Here is a 25,848-nt window from a genome sequence, read left to right on the forward strand (position 1 = left end):
TGTAGCTCGTCACCTTTTTTGAAGTTGCGGATAGCTTCTTCGCCAGTTTGTGTCCAAGATAAATCTGACAAGTGAACTAGGCCATCAATGCCGCCTGGCAAGCCAATAAATACACCGAAGTCAGTGATTGATTTGATTTGACCTGATACTTTATCGCCTTTAGCGTGTGTAGCTGAGAAATCATCCCATGGGTTAGCTTTACATTGTTTCATGCCTAAGGATAGACGACGACGTGCTTCGTCGATTTCAAGAATCATCACTTCAACTTCGTCACCTAATTGAGCAATTTTGCCTGGGTGAATGTTTTTGTTAGTCCAATCCATTTCTGAAACGTGAACTAAACCTTCGATACCTGGTTCGATTTCAACGAATGCACCGTAGTCAGTTAAGTTTGAAACTTTACCGAATAGACGTGTTGAAACTGGATAACGACGAGTTAATGCAACCCATGGATCGTCGCCCAATTGTTTGATGCCGAGTGAAACACGGTTTTTCTCTTGATCGAATTTCAAGATTTTTGCTTCAACTTCTTCACCTACTGTTAGCACTTCAGATGGGTGTTTTACACGACGCCATGCTAAGTCAGTAATGTGTAGTAAACCATCGATGCCGCCCAAATCAACGAATGCACCGTAGTCTGTAATGTTTTTAACGATACCTTTAACCACTGCGCCTTCAGCCAATGTACCCATTAACGCATCACGGTCTGCACCAGCGCTAACTTCCATAACCGCACGACGTGAAACAACGATGTTGTTACGTTTACGGTCGATTTTGATTACTTTAAGGTCACATTCTTTGTTTTCAAAAGGAGTAGTGTCTTTTACAGGACGTACATCCACTAATGAACCTGGCAAGAATGCCATGATGCCGTTTACAGAAACGCGTAAACCGCCTTTAACTTTACCGCTAACGAAACCTTTGATGATGCGGCCTTCGTTCATTGCATCTTCTAAATCTAACCATGTTTCCATGCGTTTAGCTTTTTCACGTGAAAGCAATGTTGAACCGAAACCATCTTCTAGTTTCTCGATTAACACTTTAACGAAGTCACCAACTTGAACTTCAATTTCGCCTTGAGCGTTTTTGAATTCTTCAGCAGCGATAACGCTTTCTGATTTTAGACCCGCATTAACAATCACGTGGTCTTGGTCAACTGAGATAACCTCAGCTGTAATTACTTCACCAGAACGCATTTCTTGATGAGCTAAGCTTTCCTCAAAAAGAGCAGCAAAAGATTCCATTGGTGAAGCAGTAGATTTAGAAGTAGAAGCCATTAAATAAAATTACCTAAAAATAATCCCACCTAGCAGTGGGGTGATTAAAAAAACCTGCGAATCAAAGTAAAACGCAGACGTAAAAACTACTAAATTTCAAAGAATTAGGATTATAACTAAAACATTGAAAAATAAAAGACTATTTGCTGAATTATTAGCAAATTTTTGCTTAAAACTGTATAAAACTTAAGTGTTTAGCAAAACTTGGTATTTTTGTAAAATATAATCCACCGCTTCTGAAACTCCTAAATTGTCTGTTTCCAGCAAAGTCGCCTCATCTGCCATTGTCAGCGGTGCGCTGGCGCGGCCTTTGTCTCTAGCGTCGCGCTCAGTTAGGTCTTGCAAAATATTTTCATAGTTTGCGGGCTGGTTTTTGGCTAACAATTGCTGATAGCGGCGCTGCGCACGCGTTTCAGTGCTGGCAGTAAGAAATATTTTTAACACAGCGTCGGGAAATATCACAGTTCCCATGTCACGCCCATCCGCAACAAGCCCAGGCGCTTTGCAGAACTTATGTTGCAGATCGACCAGAGTGGCGCGAAGTGGTGCATGTACAGCTACTTGCGAGGCGCCTTTGCCGATTGCTTCTGTGCGAATTTCACTAGAAACATCTAGATTGTTCAGCAATACCTGTTCGTTTACGAATTCAATATTGAGCGTTTTTGCACATTCTGTGACGGCTAAGGCATTATCCCAAGCAATATTATTTTGTTTTGCGGCGTAAGCGACGATGCGATAAAGCGCTCCAGAATCTAAATAATGAAAACCAAGCTTAGTTGCAACTAGTTGTGCGACCGTGCCTTTGCCTGAAGCAGAAGGCCCATCAACTGCAATCACTGGAAAATTAGTCATTATTTAACCAATCTCACTTTACGATACTCGCAAATTGCGCAAAGTAATCTGGAAAAGTCTTATTCACGCACTTAGGGTCGTTAATGGTGATTGGTACACCACCCAAACTTACCAAAGAAAAGCACATGGCCATGCGGTGGTCATCGTAGGTATCAATCACGGCGTTAGGCGTAAGTTCTTTTGGCGGTGTGATTTTAATGTAATCTGCACCTTCTTCAACAATCGCACCAACTTTACGAAGCTCGGTTGCCATTGCAGCGATGCGATCAGTTTCTTTTACTCGCCAGCTAGCGATATTGCGTAAGGTTGTGGTGCCATCAGCAAATAATGCCAAAATGGCTAGAGTCATTGCTGCATCTGGAATGTGATTGCAATCTAAATCGATGGCATTAAGTTTTTTGGAGTAAGGTTTATTTGCTTGAATGCTGTCAGATGAGTAGGATATTTTCGCACCCATGAGTTGCAAAGCATCTGCGAACTTCACATCTCCTTGAATACTATTTTCTCCGATGCCCCCAACGACTACAAAACCACCTAGTGCTCCAGCAGCCAAAAAGTATGATGCGCTTGAGGCATCCCCTTCTACATTAATCATAGTAGGACTTTTATATTCACTATTTTCAGGGATTGTGAATGATTCCCAACCATCTCGAAGAACATTCACGCCAAAGCGCGCCATTAAATTGAGCGTAATTTCGATATATGGTTTTGAAATGAGCTCTCCAACAACCTCAATAGTAGCTTTTTGTTTTGTTAGTGGTAGAGCCATTAATAAAGCTGTTAGAAATTGACTAGAAACATCACCACGAATCTTGATTGGCTTTCTTAGATTCAGTGTTGCTGGGGATATTTTAAGCGGCGGAAACCCCTCATTTCCTGAATATTCAATCTTTGCGCCTGCTTGCCTAAGTGCATCTACTAAATCGGCAATTGGACGTTCATGCATTCGAGGCACGCCGTGCAGATAATAATATCCATTTGAAAAAGCTAGCGCGGCGGTTAGCGGACGAAAGGCCGTACCTGCATTACCTAAGAACAAGTCAGCTTCTTTATTTGAGAATTGACCATTGTTACCGTTCAGCTCAAACACGTTGTTTGATAAGTTGATATTGCCTAACTTATTAATACTTAAGCCTAATTTGCTTAAAGATTCTAACATGCGGTCTGTGTCGTCAGAAATCAAAAGATTACGGATTTGTGTGTAACCATTACTTAATGCCGCAAGCAATAATGTACGATTTGAAATGCTTTTAGAGCCTGGCAAGGTAATGCTGCCAGAGGCTTGAGTAGCTGGTTTTAAGTGAAGTTGTTCCATTTTATTTCTTTATTGTTTATTTTTTTGCCCAAGCATTGCGTGCAGCGCTAGCGCGCTCAAAGAGCGCCTGTAAACCAGCACCGTCTTCGTTGGTGAGTAATTTTTTGAGTTGCGACAACTCGTTTAGGTAAGCGTCCAATTCAGTCAATAAAGCCGTTTTATTGGCTAAGCTGATGTCTCGCCACATTTCTGGATGGCTACCTGCGATGCGCGTAAAGTCTCTAAAGCCGCTGGCAGCAAAGCTAAATAATTGCTGTGCATTGGGTCGCGAGGCTATGTCGTCGACTAAGGCAAAGGCGAGTAAATGTGGCAAATGACTGACGGCTGCAAAAATGCTGTCGTGCGTTTCTGCAGATATTTCACTGATAGTTGCGCCGCACGTTCTCCAAAAATCAGCAACCCTAGCAACCGCGTCCCTATTGGCTTCCAGGGCAGGTGTTAATACAACATTTTTACCTACATATAAATTGGCTGTTGCCGCAGTTACGCCGCTTTTTTCTGCTCCAGCAATTGGGTGACCACCAACAAATTGATTGAATTGTTCACCTAAAATTTCTTTTGCGCATGCTAAAACGTCAGTTTTTGTGCTGCCTGCATCTGTGATAATTGTATTTTTGCTTAAATGCGGCCTGATACTTTGTAAAATGCTGGCAGTTTGTGCGACTGGTGCTGCTATTAATACTAAATCAGCGCCTTCAAGAGCCTCATGGATATTAGGTTTCACGCATGAAAAACCAGCTTTAGCTGGTATGTTCTGCGAAGACAACCCTTGCGGTTGCAAAGCATCTGAAAAGGTGTCAACGTAAGCGTCAATTACGCCCAGCGATTTCGCTTCTTGTAAACTTTCAAGGCTACGCCCAACACCAACAATATGATAAGTACCAGCTTTTTTAAGCGCTAGCGCAAAAGAGCCACCAATCAAGCCCACACCAAAGATGACGATTTTTTTCAAACTAAATTTTCTAATTAGGTATTGAATGATGGAAAATAAGGCAGGATTGTAGCATTTTTGTAATTTACTGCATCAAGTTGTTGACTTGATTGCTTGATTGCTTGAATTGGCGGGTTGGTTAGGTGGTTTTTTGGATTAACCATTCCCCATCAATCAGCATTTCAAGCGGTTTGTAATTTTGTTTATAGGCCATTTTTTGACTATCTTTTATCCAGTAGCCTAAATATAAATAGGGTAAGTTTAAGCTTTTTGCCCATTCGGCTTGCCAGAGTATGTTGTAAGTGCCAAAGCTGGAATGCGCATCGTTGATGTTGTAAAACGTGTAAACGGCAGAAATGCCATCGAGCACAATGTCGATGACGCTGACCATTTTGAGTTGGCCGTTTTCTCTAAATTCAACCAGTACGCTTTCTACATTTGATTGGCATAAAAAGCTGCGGTATTGTTCAGCTTCATCCTGTTGTGGCTTTTCGTCTTGCGCGGATAACTCGCTCTGATTTTCTGGTTCGGTGGCATGCCGTGCCTTTTGGTAAGCGCTGTAAAGCGCAAAATGTTCTTCATAAAAATCTACTGGAAGAATGGTCGTGCTGAGACTTCGATGTTGTTTATAAGCGCGTTTCTGACTACGGTTAGGGCTAAACGCTTGCAACAGAATTCTGACTGGGATGCAGGCTTGGCAGTTTTCGCAATGGGGCCGATAGGCAAATTTACCACTACGTCGAAACCCTTGCTGAATGAGGCTGCTGTAGACATTTGCATCTATTAAATGCTGTGGTGTGGCAATCAAACTTTGCGCGAGCCGGTTCGGCAAATAGCCGCAACTATAGCCAGTGGTGACGTAAAACTGTAGTTTTTGAAATGAGGGTTCGCTGGGTAAAGTCATGGCAAAATTATAATCCTAAATTTGTATGTGCTGTGTACGCTTAGGCCAGCTCAGGTGGCGTTTTTCACGAGATTAACTACTTTTTACTAGTATAGTTAATTGTTTTATAAAATCCTCTCGCTTTATTTCACGCCCTCCCAAACTCGCTAAATGCGTTGTTTTCATTTGGCAATCGATTAAACCGACGTTTTCCGCCTTGAGTTTTTCTACCAATTTAACGAAGGCTACTTTTGAGGCATTGGATACATGATGAAACATACTTTCACCATAAAACATCTTACCTATTTTTACACCGTAGCAGCCGCCTACCAGTTTATTATCCAGCCAGCATTCTGCGCTCATGGCATAGCCAGCATCAAACAGCGCACAATAAGCTTCGATAATGTCAGCGCTAATCCAAGTGCCTGGCTGGCCGCTACGTTTGGTGTTGCTACATGCAGTGATAACTTCACGAAAGGCAGTATTAAAGCGAAATTCAAACGCGGAGTTTTTAAGTGTTTTTTTCAGTGAGTCGGATATCTTAAGTTCATTAGGAAGCAATACCATTCGTGGATTTGGGCTCCACCACATTAAGGGCTCACCCTCGCTAAACCAAGGAAAAATACCTTGCCGATAGGCGCGGAGTAAGCGATCAAATGATAAATCACCGCCAATTGCAATCAACCCATTCGGTTCTGCAAGCGCGTGAGCGAGTGGTGGAAAATCGCAATCGTCATCAATGCTGGCGACTCGGCCATTTGGCAACTCATAGTAAGCGTAGCTCATAAAACTTTACTTTGCTTTGGTTTTTGGGGTGCTAACCATTGTATCTAAAAGGCTGATTTTGTAGTTAAGCTTTTACGTTTTGTTCAAGTTGTGATTAAATAAAGCGTATGCGGAAAATTCCTCTCAAACTGTTGCGTTTATTCACGTTTCTGTTATTAACAGTATTCGTTGCCGAGTCTGTTTTAGCTAACGCTATGATGGCGACCGAACTTAAATTTCCTGCAAGTGCAGGGTTAAGTCCAAGTGCAGAGTTAAGTCAAATTTCTGACAATAAAAGTTTAGTTAATAAAAGTTCAGTCAATAAAAGCGCGGTTAATCAAAATAATCTTTCTGCACATTGCCATGATATGCCAAGCCATAATAAGTCAAGTGTTCAACAAGACCAATCGCATCATACTCAACCCGCAAGCAAAGCCTGTGAACACTGCAGTCATTGTCTAGCTTGCTTTAGTATGATTCCAACCGGGCAATTCAATCAAATAACAATGCAGACGCCCTTGACTGCAATGACGGTATTCGTTGAAATTTATTTCTCACCCGCTAGCGCTCAACCTCAAAAACCACCCATCGCCTGATTTAATACGCCTTGGCCTGCCTGTCATCTACGCATTTTTAGTGCAGCTAGGTGCTCATTAGGTATTACTAATCTTTTTTATCAAGCAGTTTTCAAGTTGATTTATCGAGATGGAGTTTATATGAATCATTTCAATTGGATATTTTTTAGCGCCTTCGCAAGTTTACTGTTAAGTAGTTGTGCTACGTTTACAAAAGACGGTGGCTTGGCAGAGGTGAATGCGACGACAGCGCAACATATCAAGCAAGAGGTCGTTTGGCCGAAAACCGATCGTGAGCAAAAAATAGTTGCAGAGCGCGTAAGCGAATTATTAAAACGGCCGATGAATGCCGATGTCGCGGTGCAAATTGCGCTACTGCATAATAAAGGCTTGCAGGCTTCTCTCTATGCCTTGGGCATTTCAGAGGCCGAGGTTGTGCAAGCGGGGCGTTTGCCTAACCCTAAATTCTCGATGTTGTATGCGCGACATAATGGTGATTACAAAATTGAGCAGGCGCTCACCTTTAACATTTTTTCCTTAGTCGCCATGCCCAAATTATTGGAAATTGAGCGTCAAAACTTTGAAAAAACCAAGCGGTTTGTATCGCTAGAAGTCCTAAATCTGGCCTTTGAAACGCGCTTGGCCTATTTTAATGCGGTGACGGCAAATGAGAATTTGCACTATAGCGAGCAAGTCAAGGAGTCTGCAGCAGCGAGTGATGAATTATCGCGACGCATGGTAAAAGCGGGTAACTGGAGCATGCTAGAACAAGTGCGTGAGCAAGGTTTTTTCTCAGATGCTGTGCTAGATTATACTAACGCCAAACAGCAGCAGGTCGTAGCCCGTGAGACACTATCGCGATTGCTGGCGGTGCCAGTCGAGCAGTTAAGGCTAGAAAAGCGTTTGCCCGATTTACCTCAATCCATTGCCGATTTGCAGCCTTTTGAAAAAGCCGCCTTCGAGCAGCGTCTCGATTTGCAGGCCATGCGTATAGAAACGCAAGCCTTGGCAAGACAATTAGGCCTGACTAAAACCACGCGTTTTATTAATGTATTGGAAATAGGCCCTGCGCGCGTGCTTGAAGGGCGTGGCGGTGACACTTACAAAAAAGGAGTGGACATTGCTTTCGAACTGCCTTTGTTTGATTGGGGTGGAGCAAAAGTAGCTCGTGCTGAGGCTATATACATGCAAGCAGTCAATCGTACTGCGCAAGTGGCATTTAATGCGCAGTCTGAGATTCGTGAGGCTTATAGCCGCTACCAAGCCAGTTACGAGGTGGCGAAATATTATCGCGATGAAATCGTGCCGTTGCGAAAGAAAATATTAGCAGAAAACCAATTGCGTTATAACGGCATGCTTATTAGTCCATTTGAATTATTTTCGGATGCGCGATCGCAAGTAGCCAGTGTGAATGCCTATATTGCAAAACTGAATGCATTTTGGGTCGCCGAAACTTTGCTGCAAATGTCTTTAATCGGCAGTTCAAGCAGTCAGGAAGGGAAATAATCATGGATGCTAAAAACAAATTCACAAGACGAGATTTTTTTAAATTGGCCGGTGCAGGGGTGGCGTTAAGCGCGGTAAATAAAGTTGCGCTTGCAGCGCTACCAGAAATTGTTTCTGTAGAAAAAGCGAATACACAAGCGCCGCTGCAGCCCAATAGTGGTCGCCCGTACAATCCAGTAGTGACCTTGAATGGCTGGAGTTTACCATGGCGAATGAAAAATGGCGTTAAGGAGTTTCACCTAGTTGCAGAGCCTGTGATACGTGAAATTGCCCCTGGTATGCTGGCGCATTTATGGGGCTATAACGGACAAAGTCCTGGCCCGACTATTGAAGTGGTGGAAGGCGACCGCGTACGAATTTTTGTGACGAATCGGCTGCCCGAGGTGACGAGCGTCCATTGGCACGGACAACGACTGCCTAATGGCATGGACGGCGTGAGTGGTTTAACGCAGCCTGCGATTCCACCAGGTAAAACTTTTGTCTACGAGTTTGAAGCGAAGCGGGCGGGCACGTTTATGTACCATCCGCATGCCGATGAAATGACACAAATGGCCATGGGCCTGATGGGTAGTTGGATAACGCACCCCAAAAACCCTAAATTCATGGCGGTAGACCGTGATTTCATTTTTTTACTCAATGCGTATGATATTGAGCCAGGAAGTTACACGCCTAAAGTAAATACTATGCTGAATTTTAATCTGTGGACTTGGAATAGTCGTGCTTTCCCGGGCATTGATCCTTTGGTTGTTCGTAAAAATGACCGCGTGCGTATTCGTGTGGGTAATCTCACCATGACCAACCATCCAATTCATTTGCATGGGCATGAATTTCAAGTAACAGGCACCGATGGCGGCTGGATACCAGCCAGCGCACGTTGGCCAGAAGTAACGACAGATATTGGCGTAGGGCAAATGCGGGCAATAGAATTTGTAGCCAATGAGCCAGGGGATTGGTCCTTGCATTGCCACAAAAGCCACCACACCATGAACGCCATGGGTCATCAAGTACCCACGCTGATTGGTGTGGAGCAAAAAGATTTAGTGGATAAAATTAGCAATCTCGTGCCAGACTACATGGCCATGGGCCAAACTGGCATGGCAGAGATGAACGAAATGGCAAGTATGATGGCGATGCCCATTCCAGAAAATACACTACCCATGATGACTGGAACTGGCCAATTTGGCGCAATTGATATGGGCGGTATGTTCAGTGTTGTTAAAGTGCGCGAAGGGCTGGCAAAAGGAAACTTTAAAGACCCTGGGGCATACAAGCATCCCAGCGGTACGGTGGCTTTTGAGTTTACAGGAGAGGTGCCAGAGCCTGTCAGGTCGGTAAAAGTGAATGCGAATGCGGCAGTGGAAGTACAGGTGCGCAAGCCGAATAGTCATACTGGTCATTAATGCTTAAGTTTGAACCCTATCGTGAACAAATGGAGCGAGGATAAGCGATGCAATACATTGTCATGAAATACTTGATTACAGCAGGTTTGGTGGTGTTGATATCTGAGCTGGCAAAGCGCAGCGATAAGCTGGGTGCCCTAGTTGCCTCCTTGCCATTGGTGACGTTGCTAACACTGATTTGGCTGTATATTGAACAACAACCCACGAGCAAAATAGCAAACCACGCTTATTATACGTTTTGGTATGTGCTACCTACCTTACCAATGTTTTTGCTTTTTCCGAATTTACTGCCAAAAATCGGTTTTGTACTTACATTGCTGACTTGCATACTCTTTACTGTGTTGCTTTTTGTATTACTTGCATTTGCTATAAAGCAATTTGGCGTGAATTTATTGTAAGTCCTATTCTTAGTAGGGTTAATCGGGCTAATTTTTAATAAAAATAGCTTTTAAATCATACAATTAGCGCGTAGAATGCGCGAACTTAATATTTTGTACTCATTGCCTTGGAACACTATACTTCCCTCTTAGCAAAGCCAATCAACAGCTATCGCCCGTATTGGGCGAAGCGTTTTGGTGCGGCGCCAGTGTTGCCTATGTCGCGCGCCGAGATGGATGCGCTTGGCTGGGATAGTTGCGACATTATTTTGATTTCGGGTGATGCGTATATCGACCACCCCAGCTTTGGCGTGGCGCTGATTGGCCGCTTGCTCGAAGCGCAGGGGTTTCGCGTGGGGATTATTGCTCAACCCGATTGGCAAAACGCTAGTGCCTTTAAGTCGCTAGGCAAGCCTAACCTTTATTTTGGTGTGACTGCAGGCAATATGGATAGCATGGTAAACCGCTATACCGCCGATAGAAAAATTCGCAGTGATGACGCTTATACGCCTGATGCCGCCGCTAATAGGCGCCCAGACCGTGCGGTGCTGGTCTATAGCCAGCGTTGCCGTGAGGCGTATTCAGACGTGCCACTGGTGATTGGCAGCATTGAAGCCAGTCTGCGCCGAATAGCGCATTATGACTACTGGTCAGACAAAGTGCGTCGCAGCGTGCTAATTGATTCTAAAGCGGATATTTTGCTGTATGGCAATGCCGAGCGTGCCATCGTGGAGCTTAGTCATCGCCTTGCCAAGGGTGAAAAAGTCAACGAGATTCAAGATATTCGTGGCACGGCTTTTTTGCGAAAAAAAATTCCAGAAGGCTGGAGTGAGATTGAAAGTACAAAGTTAGATCGCCCCGGTACCGTTGAAAAACATGTTGACCCTTATGAAATGAAGTTGGGTAAAGCGGATGCAAGCTGTGCTACAGACAACAAAGTTGAAAATCAATTGCCTGAAGGCTTTAAAGCGATTGAAATTGTACGCAAACCTAAAGCGGACAGAAGCAAGCAAGTCGTTCGCTTGCCTTCATATGAAGAGGTTTCTCAGGATCCTGTGATGTACGCTCATGCATCACGCGTGCTACATTTAGAAGCCAATCCAGGAAATGCACGTGCTTTAGTTCAACGGCACGCAGACCGTGAAGTTTGGCTTAATCCGCCACCGATTCCACTCACAACTAAAGAGATGGATTATGTCTACGACATGCCGTATGCGCGCAAGCCACACCCTGCCTATAAAGATGCAAAGATCCCCGCGTGGGAGATGATACGTTTTAGTGTGAATATCATGCGCGGCTGTTTTGGTGGCTGTACGTTTTGCAGTATCACCGAGCACGAAGGCCGTATTATTCAAAGCCGAAGTGAAGCGAGTATTTTGAAAGAAGTTGAAGAGATACGCGATAAAGTCGATGGTTTCACTGGCGTGATTTCTGATTTGGGCGGCCCAACGGCTAATATGTATCGCATTGCTTGTAAGTCCGAGTTAATCGAGAATAATTGCCGTAAACTAAGTTGTGTTTATCCTGGGATTTGCGAGAATTTGAATACGGATCATAGCGCTTTAGTTCAATTGTATCGAAAAGCTCGCGCCATTAAAGGTGTGAAGAAAATTTTAATTGGTAGCGGCGTGCGCTATGACCTTGCCGTGAAATCGCCAGAATATGTGAAAGAGTTGGTGCAGCACCATGTGGGCGGCTACCTGAAAATTGCCCCAGAGCATTCTGAAGAAAACGTGCTGAGTAAAATGATGAAGCCAGGCATGGATGCTTACGATGAATTCAAGGCGATGTTTGAAAAATTTAGTGCCGAAGCAGGTAAAAAGCAGTATTTAATCCCTTACTTCATTGCGGCTCACCCCGGAACTACAGACCAGGACATGTTGAATTTGGCCTTGTGGTTAAAGAAATACGATTTCAAGCTCGATCAAGTGCAAACCTTTACCCCCACGCCAATGGCGATGGCAACGGCAATGTATCATTCTGGTAAAAATCCGTTACGAAAAGTCACAGCAGATTCAGAAAACGTGGCCATACCTAAAGCGGGCAATGTGCGTAAGTTGCACAAAGCGTTTATTCGCTATCACGACCCCAATAACTGGCCAATGTTGCGTGAGGCTTTACAGAAAATGGGCCGAGCAGATTTAATCGGCAACGGTAAGCAGCATTTGGTACCCGCTTGGCAACCGCTTTCGAATAAACCGATTACCACGGTGCGTGGTGAAAAATTAGAACGAACTATTCGACCTAGACGTCAGTCTGAAAACAAGCGCAAATATTCTTAAAACTTTAGAGTGTGTTTGCCCTATTTTTTTAGCTGAAGTTTATTTGTTAAGTTTTTTAAGGTCAAATATGTCGATTATCCTGCCTAGGTTTGTTAAAAATATTTTCGCAACGCTCATATTTTTGGCCTTTAGTGTCAATGCTTTTGGCGAATCTGGGCTGTTTTGGAAAGCCGAATCGCCAGTCAGTAAAGATATCTACCTTTTTGGTACCATGCACACCGATGACAATCGGGTAACTAACTTTTCACCCGATATCATTCAGGCCATTCAGTCAGCGGATGCCTTTATGATGGAAACTTTAGCACCAAATAACCCTAGCGTATTGATGATGCCCGATGGCGATTTGAAAAGCATACTGACGGAAAAAGAGCTTGAAAAAGTGTACGAACTCGCTGAGTTTCATGTGATGCACCGCGAAGCCGCAACGCACATGAAACCTTGGCTCTTAGCCGTAATTTTTGATTCCCCAAAGCCATTGACGCCGTTTTCGCAAGATAATCTACTCATGACCAAAGCCGAAGAATCGGCCAAAGAAGTGATTGGCATTGAAGACACGCAAGAGCACTTTGGTGTGATGGATAGTTTTAGTTTAGACGAACAACTTACCATGCTACGTGCTGTTTTAAAACGCACGCCGGCGCAAAAAGAGCGTGATTTTGAGTTGCTACTGAAAGCCTACTTAGCTGGTGATAGTGACAAAATAGCTGCATTAGACGCGAAGATTACAGGTGGCATGTTACCACCTGCACTCTGGAAAAAAATGCGTGAGAGTTTATTGGAAAAACGCAATGTCGTAATGGTAGAACGTATTGTGGATGAAGCGAAAAATAAAAAACTGTTCGTTGCTATTGGTGCCTCACACTTGGCAGGTAGAGGTGGATTAATTGCGCGCTTAAAAGCGGCAGGGTATGCGTTAAGTTCGGTTGCTAACTCGAAATGAATGTTCATTCATTCACATGTGGCCCAGCCTTATATTGGGTAATTTCCGAAGTTTGCTTTACATGAATTAACTTGTCGGTATCAAAACCAAGTTCTTTAGCCTGTGCAATTAAATGTTGCTTAATTGGATAGGTGAGTTGTGGTGTTCTGGAGAGTATCCATAAATAAGATATGTCTGGCCCACAAATCATAACGTAGTTGTAGTAGGGTTTATCTAACACCATGATGTTGTATGCCCCATAAAATGGTCCAAAAAATGAGACTTTGAGTTTGCCCGTATTGGTCTTATCGGTGTTGGGTGGGTCCACAAAGTAAGCTTTACCTTCAGCCTCTTTCCATTCATTGGTTTTAGCATTAAAGCCGCGATTGATGACTTTGATGCCGCCATCTTCACGTAAGCTATAAGTGGCGGTAACCTTTTCTAAGTTGCGTTCAAACGAGTGGTCAAGCCGTGCAATTTCATACCAAGTGCCTAAATATTGACTTGCATCGACACTTTCGACAACTTTTACTTTGTCTGGTACACCCATGCACGCCGTAAGTAGCAGACTAATTAGCCATAAAAAATTTAGTTTCATTTGAGGTTTCCAGTATTGGCTATGTTTAGTATTTGATATTGGCTGCAAGTAAAAGTTTAATTTTTTCAGTATTATTGAGTGAGGCCAGCTCAGCTTCTGAAAGCCAGCGCCATTTGCCTACTGCAAGGTCATCCGGTAATTTTACATCGCCAATCTGAATGCGTTTCAAGCCTTCCACACGGTTACTAATGGCGGCTATCATGCGCTTAACTTGATGATATTTTCCTTCGGCAAGCGTCATGTGGATGACAAAATCACTAATGCGCTCACAGGCGAGTGCGGCAATTGGTGCATCTTCATCCACTAGTTGTACACCTCTTAAAATATGCGCGATTTGCTCATCGCTCAACGCGTGTTTGCAAGTGACTTCGTATACCTTTGGCACTTTATGTTTAGGTGAACTCATGCGGTGGATAAACTGCCCATCGTCTGAAATTAGAATCAGCCCGGTGGTATCCTCATCTAGTCGGCCGATACATTGAACGTCACGTACAACCAAAGGATGGGGTAACAAGCTGTAGATAGTAGGATGGTGTTGGGTTTTGTGCGAACACTCGAAATTGCTGGGTTTGTGCAGCATTAGGTATGATTTTTCGCGGTATTCCCAAGGCTCGCCTTTAATAGTGTAGCTCAGATTATCTAATTCAAATTCGGTGCTCGGATCATCGCATATTTCACCGTTTACCGTGACGTCTTCGTTAATAATTAGGATACGACAAAACTTGCGTGCGCCAAAGCCTTGGTTGTGTAAAATGCGTTCAAGGGGTAGTTTTTTAGCCATTCCAGTATTATAGCGATAGAAAATAAATCGCCCACTATTTGTGGGCGTCTTTCTAAAACAATTTAAATTGTAACAAGTTTATTCTTTTGCAATTAAGTTATACACCACTGCGCCAATCACTGCACCAAGAATGGGCGCTACCCAAAATAGCCAAAGTTGGTCGATGTAGGCACCGCCGGCAAATAGAGCTTGGCTCGTGCTGCGGGCAGGGTTTACTGAGGTGTTGGTCACTGGAATGCTAATCATGTGAATGAGCGCGAGCGTAAATCCAATGGCTATTGGTGCTAGGCCTGCTGGGGCGCGTTTATCTGTTGCACCCATGATAATAAATAAAAAGACGGCGGTCATGACGACTTCGCAAACAAATGCAGCGTGTAATGCATATTTATGCGGTGATAAATCACCGTAACCATTGGCTGCAAATCCTCCTAAACTATAGCCCGCTTGGCCACTTGCGATGCAGTAAATGATAGCCGCCGCTAAAGTTGCACCTAAAACCTGCGCGATAATATAGTGTGGTAATTCACTCGCTTTAAACCGACCGCCCGCAACCAAACCAATAGAAACGGCGGGGTTTAAATGACAGCCTGAAATATGCCCAATCGCATAGGCCATAGTCACCACGGTTAAACCAAAGGCGAAAGAAACACCCAAATACCCCAAACCTAATTCCGGAATACCTGCAGCCAAAACTGCGCTACCACAGCCTCCTAAAACTAGCCAAAAAGTGCCGATAAGCTCTGCGAGTGAACGTTTTGTTAATGACATGTGGCCTCCCGAAAGTATATGCGAACTATTGTTCGCAAGAATTGTTGAATTAAAAGCAGGAATTACAACATTAATTTACTTCAATCAATCTGTGTCTACAAGCGAGTTTCGGTTAAACTTGCGCTTTAATTGTAAAAAATAGTTATATGTCATTTAAACACATCGTCTCGCGCGACAACCCGGTATTTAAACAACTCAAGAAGCTGGCAGATAATGCGCGTGAACGTCGTGGCGAGGGTAAGACCTTGCTGGATGGCGTACATCTAATCGAATCTTATCGAGAGACATTGGGCGAATCTGGCATTGAATTAGTGATTATTCCCGAAGGCAAAAGCAGTGTAGAAGCGACTGGGTTGATTCAAAATTTAGAGCATATTTCCACCGTGATGTTGCCTACTTTAATGTTTGCTGAATTAACCCCTGTAGCAAGTGCCACTGGCATTTTGGCTTTAATAAAAACGCCTCAACTAACTTTGCCTGAAGCGCCTGCTTTTGCCTTAATGCTTGAAGATATTCAAGACCCAGGTAATTTGGGCAGTATGTTGCGCACGGCGGCAGCGGCTGGCGTTGAAGTGGTTTATTTGAGTACAAGCTGTACAGATGCATGGTCCCCCAAAGCATTGCGTGGAGGGCAGGGCGCACAATTTGTTTTGCCTATTCGGGAACGGGCAGACTTGATTGCTGAATTGCAACAATTTAGCGGTAATAGTTATGCCACAACGATGCAAGGTGAATCACTGTATGTTCAAGACTTAACCCAAGAGACAGTCTTTGTGATTGGAAATGAGGGGGCAGGGTTGCGCAAACAAACAATCGAAGCAAGTAGCAAAACCATTACCATTCCAATGGCTAAAACCACATTGGGTTCTGTTGAATCGCTTAACGCAGGCGCCGCGGCAGCCGTTTGTTTATTTGAACGTAAGCGCCAAGTTTCGCTAGCTTAACTTATGTTGAAATTCAAGCTAAAACATCAGGGATTTTCGGCGATTGAGATGATGGTCGTGGTAGCGATTATCGCTATATTGGCGATGATCGCCATTCCCTCTAGCATGGGGCGCATCGTCAGAGAGCAAGTGCGGGGGGCGTTACCACTAGCGGATGTTGCAAAAGAACCGATTGCAGCAGCTTGGAAAAATTCTAAAACCTTACCAGCAGATAATAAAGAAGCGGGTTTACCTGCATCAGACTTGATTGTAAGTAACTGGATTCGTGCACTCGAGGTGCGAAACGGCGCGATTCACCTCACGTTTGGCAATAAAGCACACCTAAAAATTAAAGATAAAATACTTTCACTTAGACCCGCTGTTATCGATGAATCTCAAATCGTGCCAGTGGCTTGGGTGTGTGGTAATGCAAAAGCACCCGATAAAATGACGTTAAAGGGTGAAAATAAAACCAACGTTTCTGAAGAATATTTACCTAATTTGTGTCGCTAAGTATTTTGCCTTTCAGTGAATATTTGGACTAGCGATAACTGTAGTTTCATGCGCCATTAATTGTGCTGCATCGATTTTATCAAACGTGTATAGCGCATTACAGAAGTCACAGTGCACCTCAATATTACCGCGTTCTTCAATAATGCTTTGCAATTCTTCATTGCCTAGCATGCGCAACATGTTGGCAACGCTTTTGTGCGTGCAGCTACAAAAAAACTGTGTGGTACTAGCTTCATAAAGACGCACATCTTCTTCGTGAAATAGCCTTGTCAGGATGGTTTCGGCTGGCAGGTTGAGTAGTTCGTCATCGGTAATCGTGCTGGCTAAATGACTGACGCGATTCCAAGTGTCTAAATCATGTGTGACATGTTCTTGATTCATTGTTTCGGGTAATTTTTGTATCAGCAATCCTGCCGCAGAATTGCCATCGCAACTTAGCCAAATTTTGGTGTCAATTTGCTCAGAGCGCAACATGTAGTTTTCTAGCACAGTGCTGATGCTATTGCCTTCCAGAGGTACAATGCCCTGATACGCTTGCCCGCCACCTTTAGGGTCAAGCGTAATCATGAATTGCGCATGTTCTACTAAATCAAACAAATTTTCCTCGTCTAAAATTTTGCCTTCCCATTTAGCGGTCGCACGGATTTTAATGGCGGTATCTTTATTAGAAGTACACTCAACTACCAAAAGCTTTAAGGCACCTTTGCTTTGAATTTGCAAGACTAGGGCACCATTCATTTTGAGCGTCGCCGAGAGCAGTGCGCTGGCCGCCATGAGCTCTCCCAGTGACTTTCTTAAGCCTGAAGGTAGTTTTTGTTTTTTTAAGGCTAGCTGTAAGGTTTGTGTGAGGTTAACTAGGTTGCCTCGAACGGGGGTGTTTTCAAAGACAAAGCGGTGTAGTTCGTCCAAATTAGCTGATTTATTTTTCATTAGCCTATTTTAACATTTAGACGCTAAATTATTCTAAATAAACTTGTTGCAAAATTAAATGAGAACCATTATCATTTGCATTAAGTTGATTTGATAGTTTAGTAAAGGAAAAAATGATGTATAAAAAAGCGTGTAAGAAATCACTAGGATTGGCAGTTGCGACTGCGTTAATTTCAAGCAACGTGATAGCAGCAACAAGCGTAGAAGAAAAAATTGAGATTCTTCAGCAAGAGATTGAGGCTTTAAAAGATCAGGTGGCGAAGTCGGAAGGTGCAAGCAAAACTAACAGTAAAAAATTTTCCGATAAAACAACCTTGGGTGGCTATGGAGAATTGCACTACAACAACTTTCAAGGTGACGTACCTGTCGGTGTAACAAGAGCAAAGGATGATGTCGATTTTCATCGCTTTGTGTTGTTTTTTGGTCATCGGTTTAATGACTGGATCAGCCTGAAATCAGAACTGGAAATCGAACATTCCAATACGGAAAATGGTGGTGCGGTAGAACTAGAACAGGCATATTTGGATTTTAATTTCAGTGAAAAATTAAATGCTAAGGCAGGTTTATTCTTAATGCCACTTGGTTTTTTGAATGAAACACACGAACCACCGACATTTTTTGGCGTTGAGCGTAACTTTATTGAAACGCGTATTATTCCAACCACTTGGTGGGAGGCGGGTGTGAGCGTCTATGGCGAAGTGGCTCCAGGCTGGAAATACCAAGCGGGTTTAACATCCAATCTTGATGCAAAAGACTTTGGTGGTTTTTCGACAAAAGGCGTGCGCGAAGCAAGGCAAAATGTGTCAAATGCTAGTGCGGAAAATATAGCCGTCCACGGGCGTTTAGATTACAGTGGTTTACCAGGTTTAACGGTAGGTGCAAGTGTAGTTTCTGGAAATACAGGTCAAGACAACTCGTTACTAGATGGTGCTGATGCACGATTAACCTTATGGGATTTGCATGCACGTTATAACGTGGATAAGCTGGATTTACGTGCCTTATACGCACAAGGTCATTTATCGGATGCTGCAAAAATTAATGATGCTTTTGGTTTGGAAACGGCTAATCGCTTTTATGGTTGGTATGCAGAAGCAGCCTATCATATTTGGAAAAGTGGCGACCATGATTTAGCCTCCTTCATCCGCTATGAAAAATGGGATACACAAGCGGAAATTCCAAGCAACATTATGCGTGATGTTGCTAGCAACAATAATGTGTGGACGATGGGTGCAAATTATTGGCCGCATCCACAAGTGGTACTGAAAGCTGATTACCAGAAGCTTGATAAACCCGATGGCGATAAAGGCGACAAACGCCTAAACTTGGGCCTTGGGTACATGTTCTAGTTTGCTTATGATTAACTTTAAAAAAATTCAGATAAGACTTGTGGTAATTTCCATATCACTAGCAACAATGTTGGCTACTAATGCGCAGGCTGCTCAGCAATATTTGACTGCGGAGCAGTTTATAGCAGAGATTTTTCAGGCTGGCTCCGAAAAAACCACACCCAAGCAAGATGTGCTGTGGGTAAACAGAGAGATTGCCTCGCAGGCTGAGAAGATTCTTGGACACGCACCGAATCAGCTTCGGCAACGCTATTGGAAAGTGGGTGGCAAGAGTGTCTGGATTTTTGATGAAATTGGCAAAGAAGAGCCTATTACTGCAGGTTTTGTAGTGTCTGACGGAAAGTTATCGCAGGCGCGAATTCTCACCTATCGTGAAAGCCGTGGCGGAGAAGTACGTTACCCTGCATTTTTAAAGCAATACCAGGGCCTGGAATTACAGCCAGATTATCATTTGAATCGCAATATCGACGGCATTTCAGGCGCCACACTTTCGGTGAATGCGATGAATCGTATGGCCAGATTGGCTTTATATTTTGATCGTATGAGTCAAGTAGAAAAATCGAATTAATAATGGAAAACTTTAAAGTATGAAAAGCCTGCGTAGCAGAATAATGCACTTTGTACGGCACTGGCATGCCAGATTTGGCGTTGTGTCGGCGGTTTTTATATTTTTGTTGGCAAGCACAGGTTTAGCATTGAATCATACAGAGGACTTAGGTTTGGCAAAGCGCACTATAGCTGCCCCATGGTTGATGCAATGGTACGGATTGAAATCAGTAGTACCTAAACATGGCTATTTATTTGAGGGTGGCTATTTGGCCATTTCAGATGGTCGTTGGGTAATGGATGGGCGCCCTTTACTAGCAAGTAAACAACCGTCAGTAGGTGCTGTTCAGTGGGGCGAACTACGAGCGATTGCAAATGCAGATACGCTTTATTTGTATCAGGCAGACGGTCAGTTGGTCGATAAAGTATCAGGGGCGGATTTGCCGAACAAACTCATTGAACGACTTGGTATTTTAGACCATAACAGCACGCCAAAATTAACCCTTGCTACACCGCAAGGTAATTTCGTCACTGAGGATGGCTTAACTTGGCAACCCTTAGAAAAAGCGCAGCCTTTGTGGTCGAGTGAGCAGGTTTTACCTAGCGCCTTGTCTGCGGGCCTTAATCAAGCCTTTAAGCCATCATTGCCATTAGAGCGCATTATTTTAGACTTGCACAGCGGGCGTATTTTTGGGCGTTACGGAGTTGCATTGATGGATGTGTCGGCAATCGTGCTGATTCTGTTGTCTGTTTCTGGTGTTTGGATTTATATACGCTCTGCACGAAGAAAAAAGACGAAGCATTAAACTGAAAATTAAAACACAGTTCCAAATTAGCTAAAGAGTATTTATCCGTAAATGACTAGTAAGTTTCTTGCTGATAAGGTGGAATGTGCCAAGTGCCTAGCTGATTTCCTAATAAGATTAGGTGGCAGGGCAAGCGATCTGCGCCATTTGCACTGACATCAAATTCATAGGTACGTAGAAATTTCATGTGACCTCGACCATTCCTTGCCAGCCATATTTTGCTACAGGCTACGGTTTCATCAAGCAATTGTAAGTTAAAGCGAGCTGCGAGTTCTCTACCCAATAATATCGCGCGCTCACGCTTCTCCATGCTGTCTAGCCAAAACCAGGCGATTGCAATCAATATTGTTATTAAGGTGAGTTCCATACAATGACTTTCTGAGATTTTGTGCTATTTACTTGGGTGTATTTGCTATTTTTTAAATAGGCGATACTGTTGATTCGTACCAATTTAATGGTTTATTCTTAAAAAAAGGTCGATTACAATGTCGAATTGTAAGCTAAACCGAGTCGTTATCAGCTATAGTTTTACACGGACAATATGAAAAATAACAATTCAATGGATCTAACGCGTGAAAATGAAGCTATACGTGCTTATTTGAAGCTATTGCAAGGTAAGGGCGCAACTAGCGCCATTTTGCATAAACGTTCAGTATTTTTAGAAAAGTTAATTGTTTATTTAGCGGGTAAGGAGTTAGATGGTAACGTCTACCGTGAAGCTATTGAAAATCTGATGGAATCGATACTGGCGGACGATTGGCATTTTGCTCTGACTTCTGCGCGAGAGTTTTACCCATTCTGGAGAGAAGATATTAAAGCGATTGCCGCCTTAAATCTAAATCCAGGTTTTGATATTGAGCCATTACAGTGGAAACCTTTGCCAGCATCCCTGAAATCGCTCATGGAGAGCATTACCACTGAAAAATTTGATGTTTCTGAAACTTGGCCGTTAAAAGCCTATGCACAAGCGCTTCGTCAAGAAGGCTCCGAACAATCGCTCGTAAACACACGTACAAAATTAGCCAAAATTATCTTGGTACGCTTAAAAAACGCACCAGTAAAAAATCACAAATCCTATCGGACTGCAGTCGATCTTACTTTGCCTCTATTTAATATTAAGAATAATCGGCGTTTGTTTTTAGTGGTGGTGCGGGAGTTCTACCATTTTTGGATTGGTAACCCAGATGCCAGCAGCATGGTGTTGAAGGATGGGTCAGGCAATATTTTGTTATAGGTTTAGTTAATAGCCAAATCATTTTTTACAGAAATTGCACCAATCTTGTGCAATGCACTTTAGTAGGCACCAATGTCGTGCTTAAAAATATTTCCCCCTGAATTTTTATTCATTTAAAACATAAGCTTAAGTTTTTGGCGCGCTATTTGCTTTATTATTTTCTTTAAAAATTGACACCAAAGTCAAGGGGTTTTAATAAAAATGGAAGCATTAGTCTCTTCAAACGATGTATTGTTTGTATTGCTGGGTGCCATTATGGTGCTTGCAATGCACGCTGGGTTTGCTTTTTTAGAAGTAGGTACGGTACGTAAAAAGAACCAAGTCAACGCCTTGGTTAAAATCATGGTGGATTTTTCAGTATCGACTATCGCCTATTTTTTTATTGGTTATAGCATTGCTTACGGCATTAATTTTTTTAGTGGCGCAGAAGTTTTAGCCGCTAAAAATGGCTATGACTTAGTTAAATTCTTTTTTCTCCTCACCTTTGCGGCAGCCATTCCAGCCATTGTGTCTGGTGGCATTGCCGAACGTGCGAGATTCAACCCACAATTGGCTGCTACATTTTTGCTTGTTGGTTTTGTTTATCCTTTTTTTGAAGGCATCGCGTGGAATGGTCATTTTGGTTTTCAGGATTGGTTAAATGTCACCTTTGGTGCTAAGTTTCATGATTTTGCTGGTTCCGTCGTGGTGCATGCCATGGGTGGCTGGATTGCCTTAAGTGCAGTCATATTATTAGGCGCTCGGTCAGGCCGCTATGGAAAAGATGGCCGACTGCATGCTTATCCGCCTTCTAATATTCCCTTTTTAGCCTTGGGCGCATGGATACTTACGGTGGGCTGGTTTGGCTTTAATGTGATGTCAGCGCAGTCAATCCAAGGTATTTCTGGCTTAGTTGCGGTTAATTCTTTAATGGCACTGGTGGGCGGCACGCTGGCAGCCTTGATGATGGGGAAAAATGACCCTGGATTTGTGCATAACGGCCCGCTTGCAGGATTGGTGGCAGTTTGTGCTGGGTCAGATGTGATGCATCCTTTGGGTGCGTTAGCAACGGGTGCAGTGGCAGGTGTGTTATTTGTTTGGGCCTTTAATCTAACGCAAAATCGCTTAAAAATTGACGATGTGCTCGGTGTTTGGCCGCTACATGGATTGTGTGGTGCTTGGGGTGGCCTAGCAGCAGGCATCTTTGGTGCAAAGGTACTTGGCGGGACAGGCGGAGGCGAAGCGGGTATCAGTTTTATCTCACAACTCATTGGCACCACTTTGGGGGTTGGCATTGCGCTAGCAGGCGGATTAATTGTTTATGGAACGATTAAAAAGCTGGTTGGTCTTCGTTTGGCTCGAGAAGAGGAGTTTGATGGTGCCGATTTAAGCATTCATAAAATTGTATCAACGGCGGATGATTAATTTAATATTGGTCTAACTCTATTAATTTTCATCCGTATCAATTTGATGCGCCATGCTAAAATTTGCTAATGAATTTAAAATTAAACCAAATTTAGCATGGCACGTTTTCACGTAATTATTCCCGCAGCTGGCAGTGGTAGCCGCATGGGAGCAGATGCACCCAAACAATATTTGAATCTGCATGGAAAATCATTAATCCAGTATGTGATTAAAGTGTTTGATCAAGCCATTAAAATTAATACGGTACATGTCTTGCTGAATCAGGAAGATGCGCATTGGCGTAGTACCTATTTGCATTTAAGTAGTAAATTGCAAGTGCATTACTGTGGCGGCGATACGCGTGCACATACCGTGTTAAATGGCTTAATCGCCATTGAAAATCAGGTAGAGGCCGAGGACTGGGTGCTAGTGCACGATGCCGCGCGCCCAGGCTTGAGCAATCGCCTATTGAACCAACTATTGTCTACTTTAGAAAAAGACGAAGTAGGTGGCTTATTGGCGATACCGTTAGCCGACACCTTAAAGCGTGCCGATGGCGAACAACGGGTATCTTCAACAATTCCGCGCAATGATTTATGGCAAGCCCAAACACCACAAATGTTTCGTTATGCTACGCTCAAAAAAGCCCTAGCAGAATTTTCTGGTACACCAACGGATGAAGCGGAAGCAATAGAAGCCTTAGGCTTAAAGCCAAAACTTGTCACAGGCGAATTGCAAAATCTCAAAGTCACCTACCCGCAAGATTTAGCGGTATTATCGGCACTACTTAGTTCGAGTTAATTTGATTATGATAATTAGAATCGGTCACGGCTTTGATGTTCACCAACTTGTAACAGGGCGAAAATGTATTATTGGAGGTGTAGATATTCCTTTTGAAAAAGGTTTGGAAGGCCATTCAGATGCCGATGTGTTGCTACACGCAATTTGCGATGCTTTGCTTGGTGCGGCAGCCTTAGGCGATATCGGCAAGCATTTCCCCCCAAGCGATTTACGCTTTAAAGGCATTGATTCTCGGCATTTACTGTGTAATGTGGTGGCTTTGCTTAAAACCAAGCAATATGTTGTGAGCAACATTGATTGTACGGTGATTTGTGAACTGCCAAAATTATCGCCGCATACTGAACAAATGCGAATCAACATTGCCCAAGACTGTCAGGTAGAAATTGATGCTATTAATGTAAAAGCTACGACCACTGAAAAACTGGGGTTTACCGGGCGCGGCGAAGGCATTGCCGCTGAAGCTGTCTGTTTGATAAAGCATCTTTAATTCATTCTTTACTATTGCAAACAAACTAAGCTTTGCTCAATTGATTTAGCGAATCAATTATTACCAAGTTAAACAACGCGCTAAAAACTAAAATTGAAATCACCCTATGCTACGCTGGTTTGAAAACCTCTTAAATCCATTTCCTGTAGGCGAAATTGCCCCGCCACCTAAAGCGCTCTGGCAGTTTGTTTGGGCATCTACACTAGGCTCAAGGCAATTTATTTTAATGATGACGCTATTCACTGCGCTAATAGGCGGCTTTGAGGCTTTATTATTTGCGGCAATGGGTAAAGTGGTTGATTGGCTGAGCAAAACTTCGCCTGACTTATTGTGGGCGACTGAAAAGCAGCATTTACTTTTATTCGCTGGCTTGTTGTTATTAAGCCCGATACTAATTGCCACACAGTCACTCATTAAACATCAAACTTTAGCCGGCAATTTTCCGATGCGTTTACGCTGGAATTTTCATCGACTAATGCTCGGGCAGAGCATGAGTTTCTATCAGGATGAGTTTGCTGGTCGTGTTGCGGCAAAAGTCATGCAAACAGCACTAGCTGTGCGTGATGTGTGGTTTATCGTGGCCGATATTCTGGTGTTTGTCATTATCTATTTCGTGACGATGGTAGTCGTAGTGGGGCATTTTAATGCCATGGTGATGTTACCGTTTCTGGTTTGGGTGGTTTTATATATTTCGTCTTTGAGCTATTTTGTGCCGCGCTTAGCCAAGGTGTCGCAACAGCAAGCTGATGCACGTTCGCTGATGACAGGCCGCATTACCGACGCCTATACTAATATCAGCACGGTTAAATTGTTCTCGCACGCGGGGCGCGAGGCGAACTATGCGCAATATGCCATGAGAGAATTTTTAACTAAAGTACATGCACAAATGCGCTATGTGACTGGCGTTGAAGTGATGAATCATGTGCTGAATATGCTGTTGATAATTGCCACTTCGGGTGTGGCGTTGTGGTTATGGATTAAAGGCGAAGTGACGGTGGGCGGGGTGGCGGCAGTAACCGCCATGGCGCTACGCTTAAATGGTATTTCACACTGGGTAATGTGGGAAATGACTTCGCTTTACGAACAAATCGGTACCGCACAGGATGGTGTTAATACATTGTCTCTGACGCATCAGATTACCGATACAGTAGAAGCTAAACCGCTGGTAGTTAGCACGGGCGATATTCAGTTTGAGCAAGTGAGTTTTGCCTATGGCTTGCAAACTAATGTGTTGCAAACGCTTAACATGCATATAAAGCCAGGTGAGAAAGTCGGCTTGGTTGGTCGTTCAGGCGTTGGCAAGTCCACCATTGTGAATTTGTTATTGCGTTTTTATGATGTAGAGCAGGGCCGCGTGCTGATTGATGGGCAGGACATCAAACTAGTGACGCAAAACAGCTTGCGCAGCCAGATTGGTATGGTCACGCAAGACACGTCTTTACTCCACCGCAGTGTGCGTGACAATATTTTATACGGACGCCCAAACGCCACAGAAGAAGAGATGATAAATGCCGCCAGGCGAGCGGAAGCGCATGATTTTATTTTGGGCTTACGCGATGCTAAAGGCAGAATGGCCTATGACGCACACGTTGGCGAACGAGGTGTAAAGCTCTCGGGTGGTCAGCGTCAGCGAATTGCAATCGCCCGCGT

General features: G+C 43.6%; 27 protein-coding genes. 16 read left to right on the plus strand and 11 right to left on the minus strand.

Annotation, left to right across the window (positions count from 1 at the left end; genetic code table 11):
- From rpsA to aat, 6 genes are all read right to left on the minus strand, one after another.
- Positions 1–1,277: 30S ribosomal protein S1 (rpsA, locus tag HOO90_RS03240; protein WP_292839417.1), on the minus strand; the 1,277-nt coding region annotated here is incomplete at its 3' end.
- 186 nt (positions 1,278–1,463) lie between these two features.
- A complete protein-coding gene (gene cmk, locus HOO90_RS03245) occupies positions 1,464–2,129 on the minus strand; it encodes a (d)CMP kinase (RefSeq protein ID WP_292839419.1) in 666 nt (221 codons plus the stop codon).
- A gap of 13 nt (positions 2,130–2,142) precedes the next feature.
- Positions 2,143–3,444 (minus strand): 3-phosphoshikimate 1-carboxyvinyltransferase, encoded by a 1,302-nt coding sequence (gene aroA, locus HOO90_RS03250; RefSeq protein WP_292839421.1) that lies wholly within the window; start codon positions 3,442–3,444, stop codon positions 2,143–2,145.
- Between the two features lie 16 nt (positions 3,445–3,460).
- The gene (locus HOO90_RS03255; RefSeq protein ID WP_292839423.1) at positions 3,461–4,396 is read right to left on the minus strand and encodes a prephenate dehydrogenase/arogenate dehydrogenase family protein; all 936 of its coding nucleotides are present in this window, start codon (positions 4,394–4,396) and stop codon (positions 3,461–3,463) included.
- Positions 4,397–4,514: 118 nt separating this feature from the next.
- The gene (locus HOO90_RS03260) at positions 4,515–5,279 is read right to left on the minus strand and encodes an arginyltransferase (protein WP_292839425.1); all 765 of its coding nucleotides are present in this window, start codon (positions 5,277–5,279) and stop codon (positions 4,515–4,517) included.
- 72 nt (positions 5,280–5,351) lie between these two features.
- Positions 5,352–6,044, minus strand: a complete 693-nt coding sequence (aat, locus tag HOO90_RS03265) for a leucyl/phenylalanyl-tRNA--protein transferase (RefSeq protein WP_292839427.1) — start codon at positions 6,042–6,044, stop codon at positions 5,352–5,354.
- Between the two features lie 107 nt (positions 6,045–6,151).
- On the opposite strand from aat, the gene HOO90_RS03270 reads away from it, so the two are divergent.
- The 6 genes from HOO90_RS03270 to HOO90_RS03295 all read left to right on the plus strand — a co-directional run bounded on the left by HOO90_RS03270 (position 6,152) and on the right by HOO90_RS03295 (position 13,103).
- Positions 6,152–6,619: a hypothetical protein gene (locus HOO90_RS03270; protein WP_292839429.1), complete on the plus strand. Its 468-nt coding sequence runs from the start codon at positions 6,152–6,154 to the stop codon at positions 6,617–6,619.
- 120 nt (positions 6,620–6,739) lie between these two features.
- Positions 6,740–8,104, plus strand: coding sequence for a TolC family protein (locus HOO90_RS03275; protein ID WP_292839431.1), 1,365 nt, complete (start codon positions 6,740–6,742; stop codon positions 8,102–8,104).
- 2 nt (positions 8,105–8,106) lie between these two features.
- On the plus strand, positions 8,107–9,504 hold the full coding sequence (locus tag HOO90_RS03280) for a copper oxidase (protein ID WP_292839433.1): 1,398 nt from the start codon (positions 8,107–8,109) through the stop codon (positions 9,502–9,504).
- 47 nt (positions 9,505–9,551) lie between these two features.
- A complete protein-coding gene (locus HOO90_RS03285; RefSeq protein ID WP_292839435.1) occupies positions 9,552–9,902 on the plus strand; it encodes a DUF3147 family protein in 351 nt (116 codons plus the stop codon).
- Between the two features lie 107 nt (positions 9,903–10,009).
- The gene (locus HOO90_RS03290; RefSeq protein ID WP_292839437.1) at positions 10,010–12,163 is read left to right on the plus strand and encodes a YgiQ family radical SAM protein; all 2,154 of its coding nucleotides are present in this window, start codon (positions 10,010–10,012) and stop codon (positions 12,161–12,163) included.
- Positions 12,164–12,230: 67 nt separating this feature from the next.
- Entirely contained in the window at positions 12,231–13,103 is an 873-nt protein-coding gene (locus tag HOO90_RS03295) for a TraB/GumN family protein (protein ID WP_292839439.1), read from the plus strand.
- Between the two features lie 4 nt (positions 13,104–13,107).
- On the opposite strand, the gene HOO90_RS03300 is transcribed toward HOO90_RS03295, so the two are convergent.
- From HOO90_RS03300 to aqpZ, 3 genes are all read right to left on the minus strand, one after another.
- Entirely contained in the window at positions 13,108–13,632 is a 525-nt protein-coding gene (locus HOO90_RS03300) for a lipocalin family protein (protein ID WP_366928738.1), read from the minus strand.
- A gap of 73 nt (positions 13,633–13,705) precedes the next feature.
- The gene (locus HOO90_RS03305; protein ID WP_292839442.1) at positions 13,706–14,461 is read right to left on the minus strand and encodes a 16S rRNA pseudouridine(516) synthase; all 756 of its coding nucleotides are present in this window, start codon (positions 14,459–14,461) and stop codon (positions 13,706–13,708) included.
- Between the two features lie 78 nt (positions 14,462–14,539).
- A complete protein-coding gene (aqpZ, locus tag HOO90_RS03310) occupies positions 14,540–15,229 on the minus strand; it encodes an aquaporin Z (RefSeq protein WP_292839444.1) in 690 nt (229 codons plus the stop codon).
- A gap of 146 nt (positions 15,230–15,375) precedes the next feature.
- On the opposite strand from aqpZ, the gene HOO90_RS03315 reads away from it, so the two are divergent.
- Positions 15,376–16,173 (plus strand): RNA methyltransferase, encoded by a 798-nt coding sequence (locus HOO90_RS03315; protein ID WP_292839446.1) that lies wholly within the window; start codon positions 15,376–15,378, stop codon positions 16,171–16,173.
- A gap of 3 nt (positions 16,174–16,176) precedes the next feature.
- Positions 16,177–16,665 (plus strand): pilin, encoded by a 489-nt coding sequence (locus HOO90_RS03320; RefSeq protein WP_292839448.1) that lies wholly within the window; start codon positions 16,177–16,179, stop codon positions 16,663–16,665.
- A 12-nt stretch (positions 16,666–16,677) separates the two neighbouring features.
- On the opposite strand, the gene hslO is transcribed toward HOO90_RS03320, so the two are convergent.
- A complete protein-coding gene (gene hslO / locus HOO90_RS03325) occupies positions 16,678–17,595 on the minus strand; it encodes an Hsp33 family molecular chaperone HslO (RefSeq protein ID WP_292839450.1) in 918 nt (305 codons plus the stop codon).
- Positions 17,596–17,711: 116 nt separating this feature from the next.
- Here hslO and HOO90_RS03330 point away from each other — a divergent pair, with 116 nt between their 5' ends.
- The 3 genes from HOO90_RS03330 (at position 17,712) to HOO90_RS03340 (ending at position 20,293) form a co-directional block, all read left to right on the plus strand.
- The gene (locus HOO90_RS03330; protein WP_292839452.1) at positions 17,712–18,941 is read left to right on the plus strand and encodes a porin; all 1,230 of its coding nucleotides are present in this window, start codon (positions 17,712–17,714) and stop codon (positions 18,939–18,941) included.
- A gap of 67 nt (positions 18,942–19,008) precedes the next feature.
- Entirely contained in the window at positions 19,009–19,509 is a 501-nt protein-coding gene (locus HOO90_RS03335; protein WP_292839454.1) for an FMN-binding protein, read from the plus strand.
- A 43-nt stretch (positions 19,510–19,552) separates the two neighbouring features.
- Complete coding sequence (locus tag HOO90_RS03340) at positions 19,553–20,293, plus strand: PepSY domain-containing protein (RefSeq protein WP_292839456.1); 741 nt, start codon at positions 19,553–19,555, stop codon at positions 20,291–20,293.
- Positions 20,294–20,348: 55 nt separating this feature from the next.
- Here HOO90_RS03340 and HOO90_RS03345 read toward each other — a convergent pair whose 3' ends face one another.
- Positions 20,349–20,660 (minus strand): DUF3301 domain-containing protein, encoded by a 312-nt coding sequence (locus HOO90_RS03345; RefSeq protein WP_292839458.1) that lies wholly within the window; start codon positions 20,658–20,660, stop codon positions 20,349–20,351.
- A 192-nt stretch (positions 20,661–20,852) separates the two neighbouring features.
- Between HOO90_RS03345 and HOO90_RS03350 the strand changes: the two genes are divergently transcribed.
- From HOO90_RS03350 to HOO90_RS03370, 5 genes are all read left to right on the plus strand, one after another.
- Complete coding sequence (locus HOO90_RS03350; protein ID WP_292839468.1) at positions 20,853–21,527, plus strand: hypothetical protein; 675 nt, start codon at positions 20,853–20,855, stop codon at positions 21,525–21,527.
- A gap of 201 nt (positions 21,528–21,728) precedes the next feature.
- Positions 21,729–22,931, plus strand: a complete 1,203-nt coding sequence (locus HOO90_RS03355; protein WP_292839460.1) for an ammonium transporter — start codon at positions 21,729–21,731, stop codon at positions 22,929–22,931.
- Positions 22,932–23,027: 96 nt separating this feature from the next.
- On the plus strand, positions 23,028–23,711 hold the full coding sequence (gene ispD / locus HOO90_RS03360) for a 2-C-methyl-D-erythritol 4-phosphate cytidylyltransferase (protein ID WP_292839462.1): 684 nt from the start codon (positions 23,028–23,030) through the stop codon (positions 23,709–23,711).
- Positions 23,712–23,718: 7 nt separating this feature from the next.
- Positions 23,719–24,198, plus strand: coding sequence for a 2-C-methyl-D-erythritol 2,4-cyclodiphosphate synthase (ispF, locus tag HOO90_RS03365; RefSeq protein WP_292839464.1), 480 nt, complete (start codon positions 23,719–23,721; stop codon positions 24,196–24,198).
- Positions 24,199–24,304: 106 nt separating this feature from the next.
- A partial coding sequence (locus tag HOO90_RS03370; RefSeq protein WP_292839466.1) for an ABC transporter ATP-binding protein occupies positions 24,305–25,848 on the plus strand: 1,544 nt, incomplete at its 3' end.

It is taken from the genome of Methylotenera sp. (assembly GCF_013141425.1).
GTDB lineage: Bacteria > Pseudomonadota > Gammaproteobacteria > Burkholderiales > Methylophilaceae > Methylotenera.

Coding starts and splice junctions, on each gene's coding strand:
- HOO90_RS03280 (WP_292839433.1), top strand. CDS start 8,107: ATGGATGCTAAAAACAAATTCACAAGACGAGATTTTTTTAAATTGGCC.
- HOO90_RS03335 (WP_292839454.1), top strand. CDS start 19,009: ATGTTGGCTACTAATGCGCAGGCTGCTCAGCAATATTTGACTGCGGAG.
- aat (WP_292839427.1), bottom strand. CDS start 6,044: ATGAGCTACGCTTACTATGAGTTGCCAAATGGCCGAGTCGCCAGCATT.
- HOO90_RS03305 (WP_292839442.1), bottom strand. CDS start 14,461: ATGGCTAAAAAACTACCCCTTGAACGCATTTTACACAACCAAGGCTTT.
- HOO90_RS03320 (WP_292839448.1), top strand. CDS start 16,177: ATGTTGAAATTCAAGCTAAAACATCAGGGATTTTCGGCGATTGAGATG.
- HOO90_RS03315 (WP_292839446.1), top strand. CDS start 15,376: ATGTCATTTAAACACATCGTCTCGCGCGACAACCCGGTATTTAAACAA.
- HOO90_RS03350 (WP_292839468.1), top strand. CDS start 20,853: ATGGATCTAACGCGTGAAAATGAAGCTATACGTGCTTATTTGAAGCTA.
- HOO90_RS03330 (WP_292839452.1), top strand. CDS start 17,712: ATGTATAAAAAAGCGTGTAAGAAATCACTAGGATTGGCAGTTGCGACT.
- aroA (WP_292839421.1), bottom strand. CDS start 3,444: ATGGAACAACTTCACTTAAAACCAGCTACTCAAGCCTCTGGCAGCATT.
- HOO90_RS03275 (WP_292839431.1), top strand. CDS start 6,740: ATGAATCATTTCAATTGGATATTTTTTAGCGCCTTCGCAAGTTTACTG.
- HOO90_RS03270 (WP_292839429.1), top strand. CDS start 6,152: ATGCGGAAAATTCCTCTCAAACTGTTGCGTTTATTCACGTTTCTGTTA.
- ispF (WP_292839464.1), top strand. CDS start 23,719: ATGATAATTAGAATCGGTCACGGCTTTGATGTTCACCAACTTGTAACA.
- aqpZ (WP_292839444.1), bottom strand. CDS start 15,229: ATGTCATTAACAAAACGTTCACTCGCAGAGCTTATCGGCACTTTTTGG.
- HOO90_RS03340 (WP_292839456.1), top strand. CDS start 19,553: ATGCACTTTGTACGGCACTGGCATGCCAGATTTGGCGTTGTGTCGGCG.
- HOO90_RS03285 (WP_292839435.1), top strand. CDS start 9,552: ATGCAATACATTGTCATGAAATACTTGATTACAGCAGGTTTGGTGGTG.
- ispD (WP_292839462.1), top strand. CDS start 23,028: ATGGCACGTTTTCACGTAATTATTCCCGCAGCTGGCAGTGGTAGCCGC.
- HOO90_RS03260 (WP_292839425.1), bottom strand. CDS start 5,279: ATGACTTTACCCAGCGAACCCTCATTTCAAAAACTACAGTTTTACGTC.
- HOO90_RS03345 (WP_292839458.1), bottom strand. CDS start 20,660: ATGGAACTCACCTTAATAACAATATTGATTGCAATCGCCTGGTTTTGG.
- hslO (WP_292839450.1), bottom strand. CDS start 17,595: ATGAAAAATAAATCAGCTAATTTGGACGAACTACACCGCTTTGTCTTT.
- HOO90_RS03355 (WP_292839460.1), top strand. CDS start 21,729: ATGGAAGCATTAGTCTCTTCAAACGATGTATTGTTTGTATTGCTGGGT.
- HOO90_RS03300 (WP_366928738.1), bottom strand. CDS start 13,632: ATGGGTGTACCAGACAAAGTAAAAGTTGTCGAAAGTGTCGATGCAAGT.
- HOO90_RS03295 (WP_292839439.1), top strand. CDS start 12,231: ATGTCGATTATCCTGCCTAGGTTTGTTAAAAATATTTTCGCAACGCTC.
- cmk (WP_292839419.1), bottom strand. CDS start 2,129: ATGACTAATTTTCCAGTGATTGCAGTTGATGGGCCTTCTGCTTCAGGC.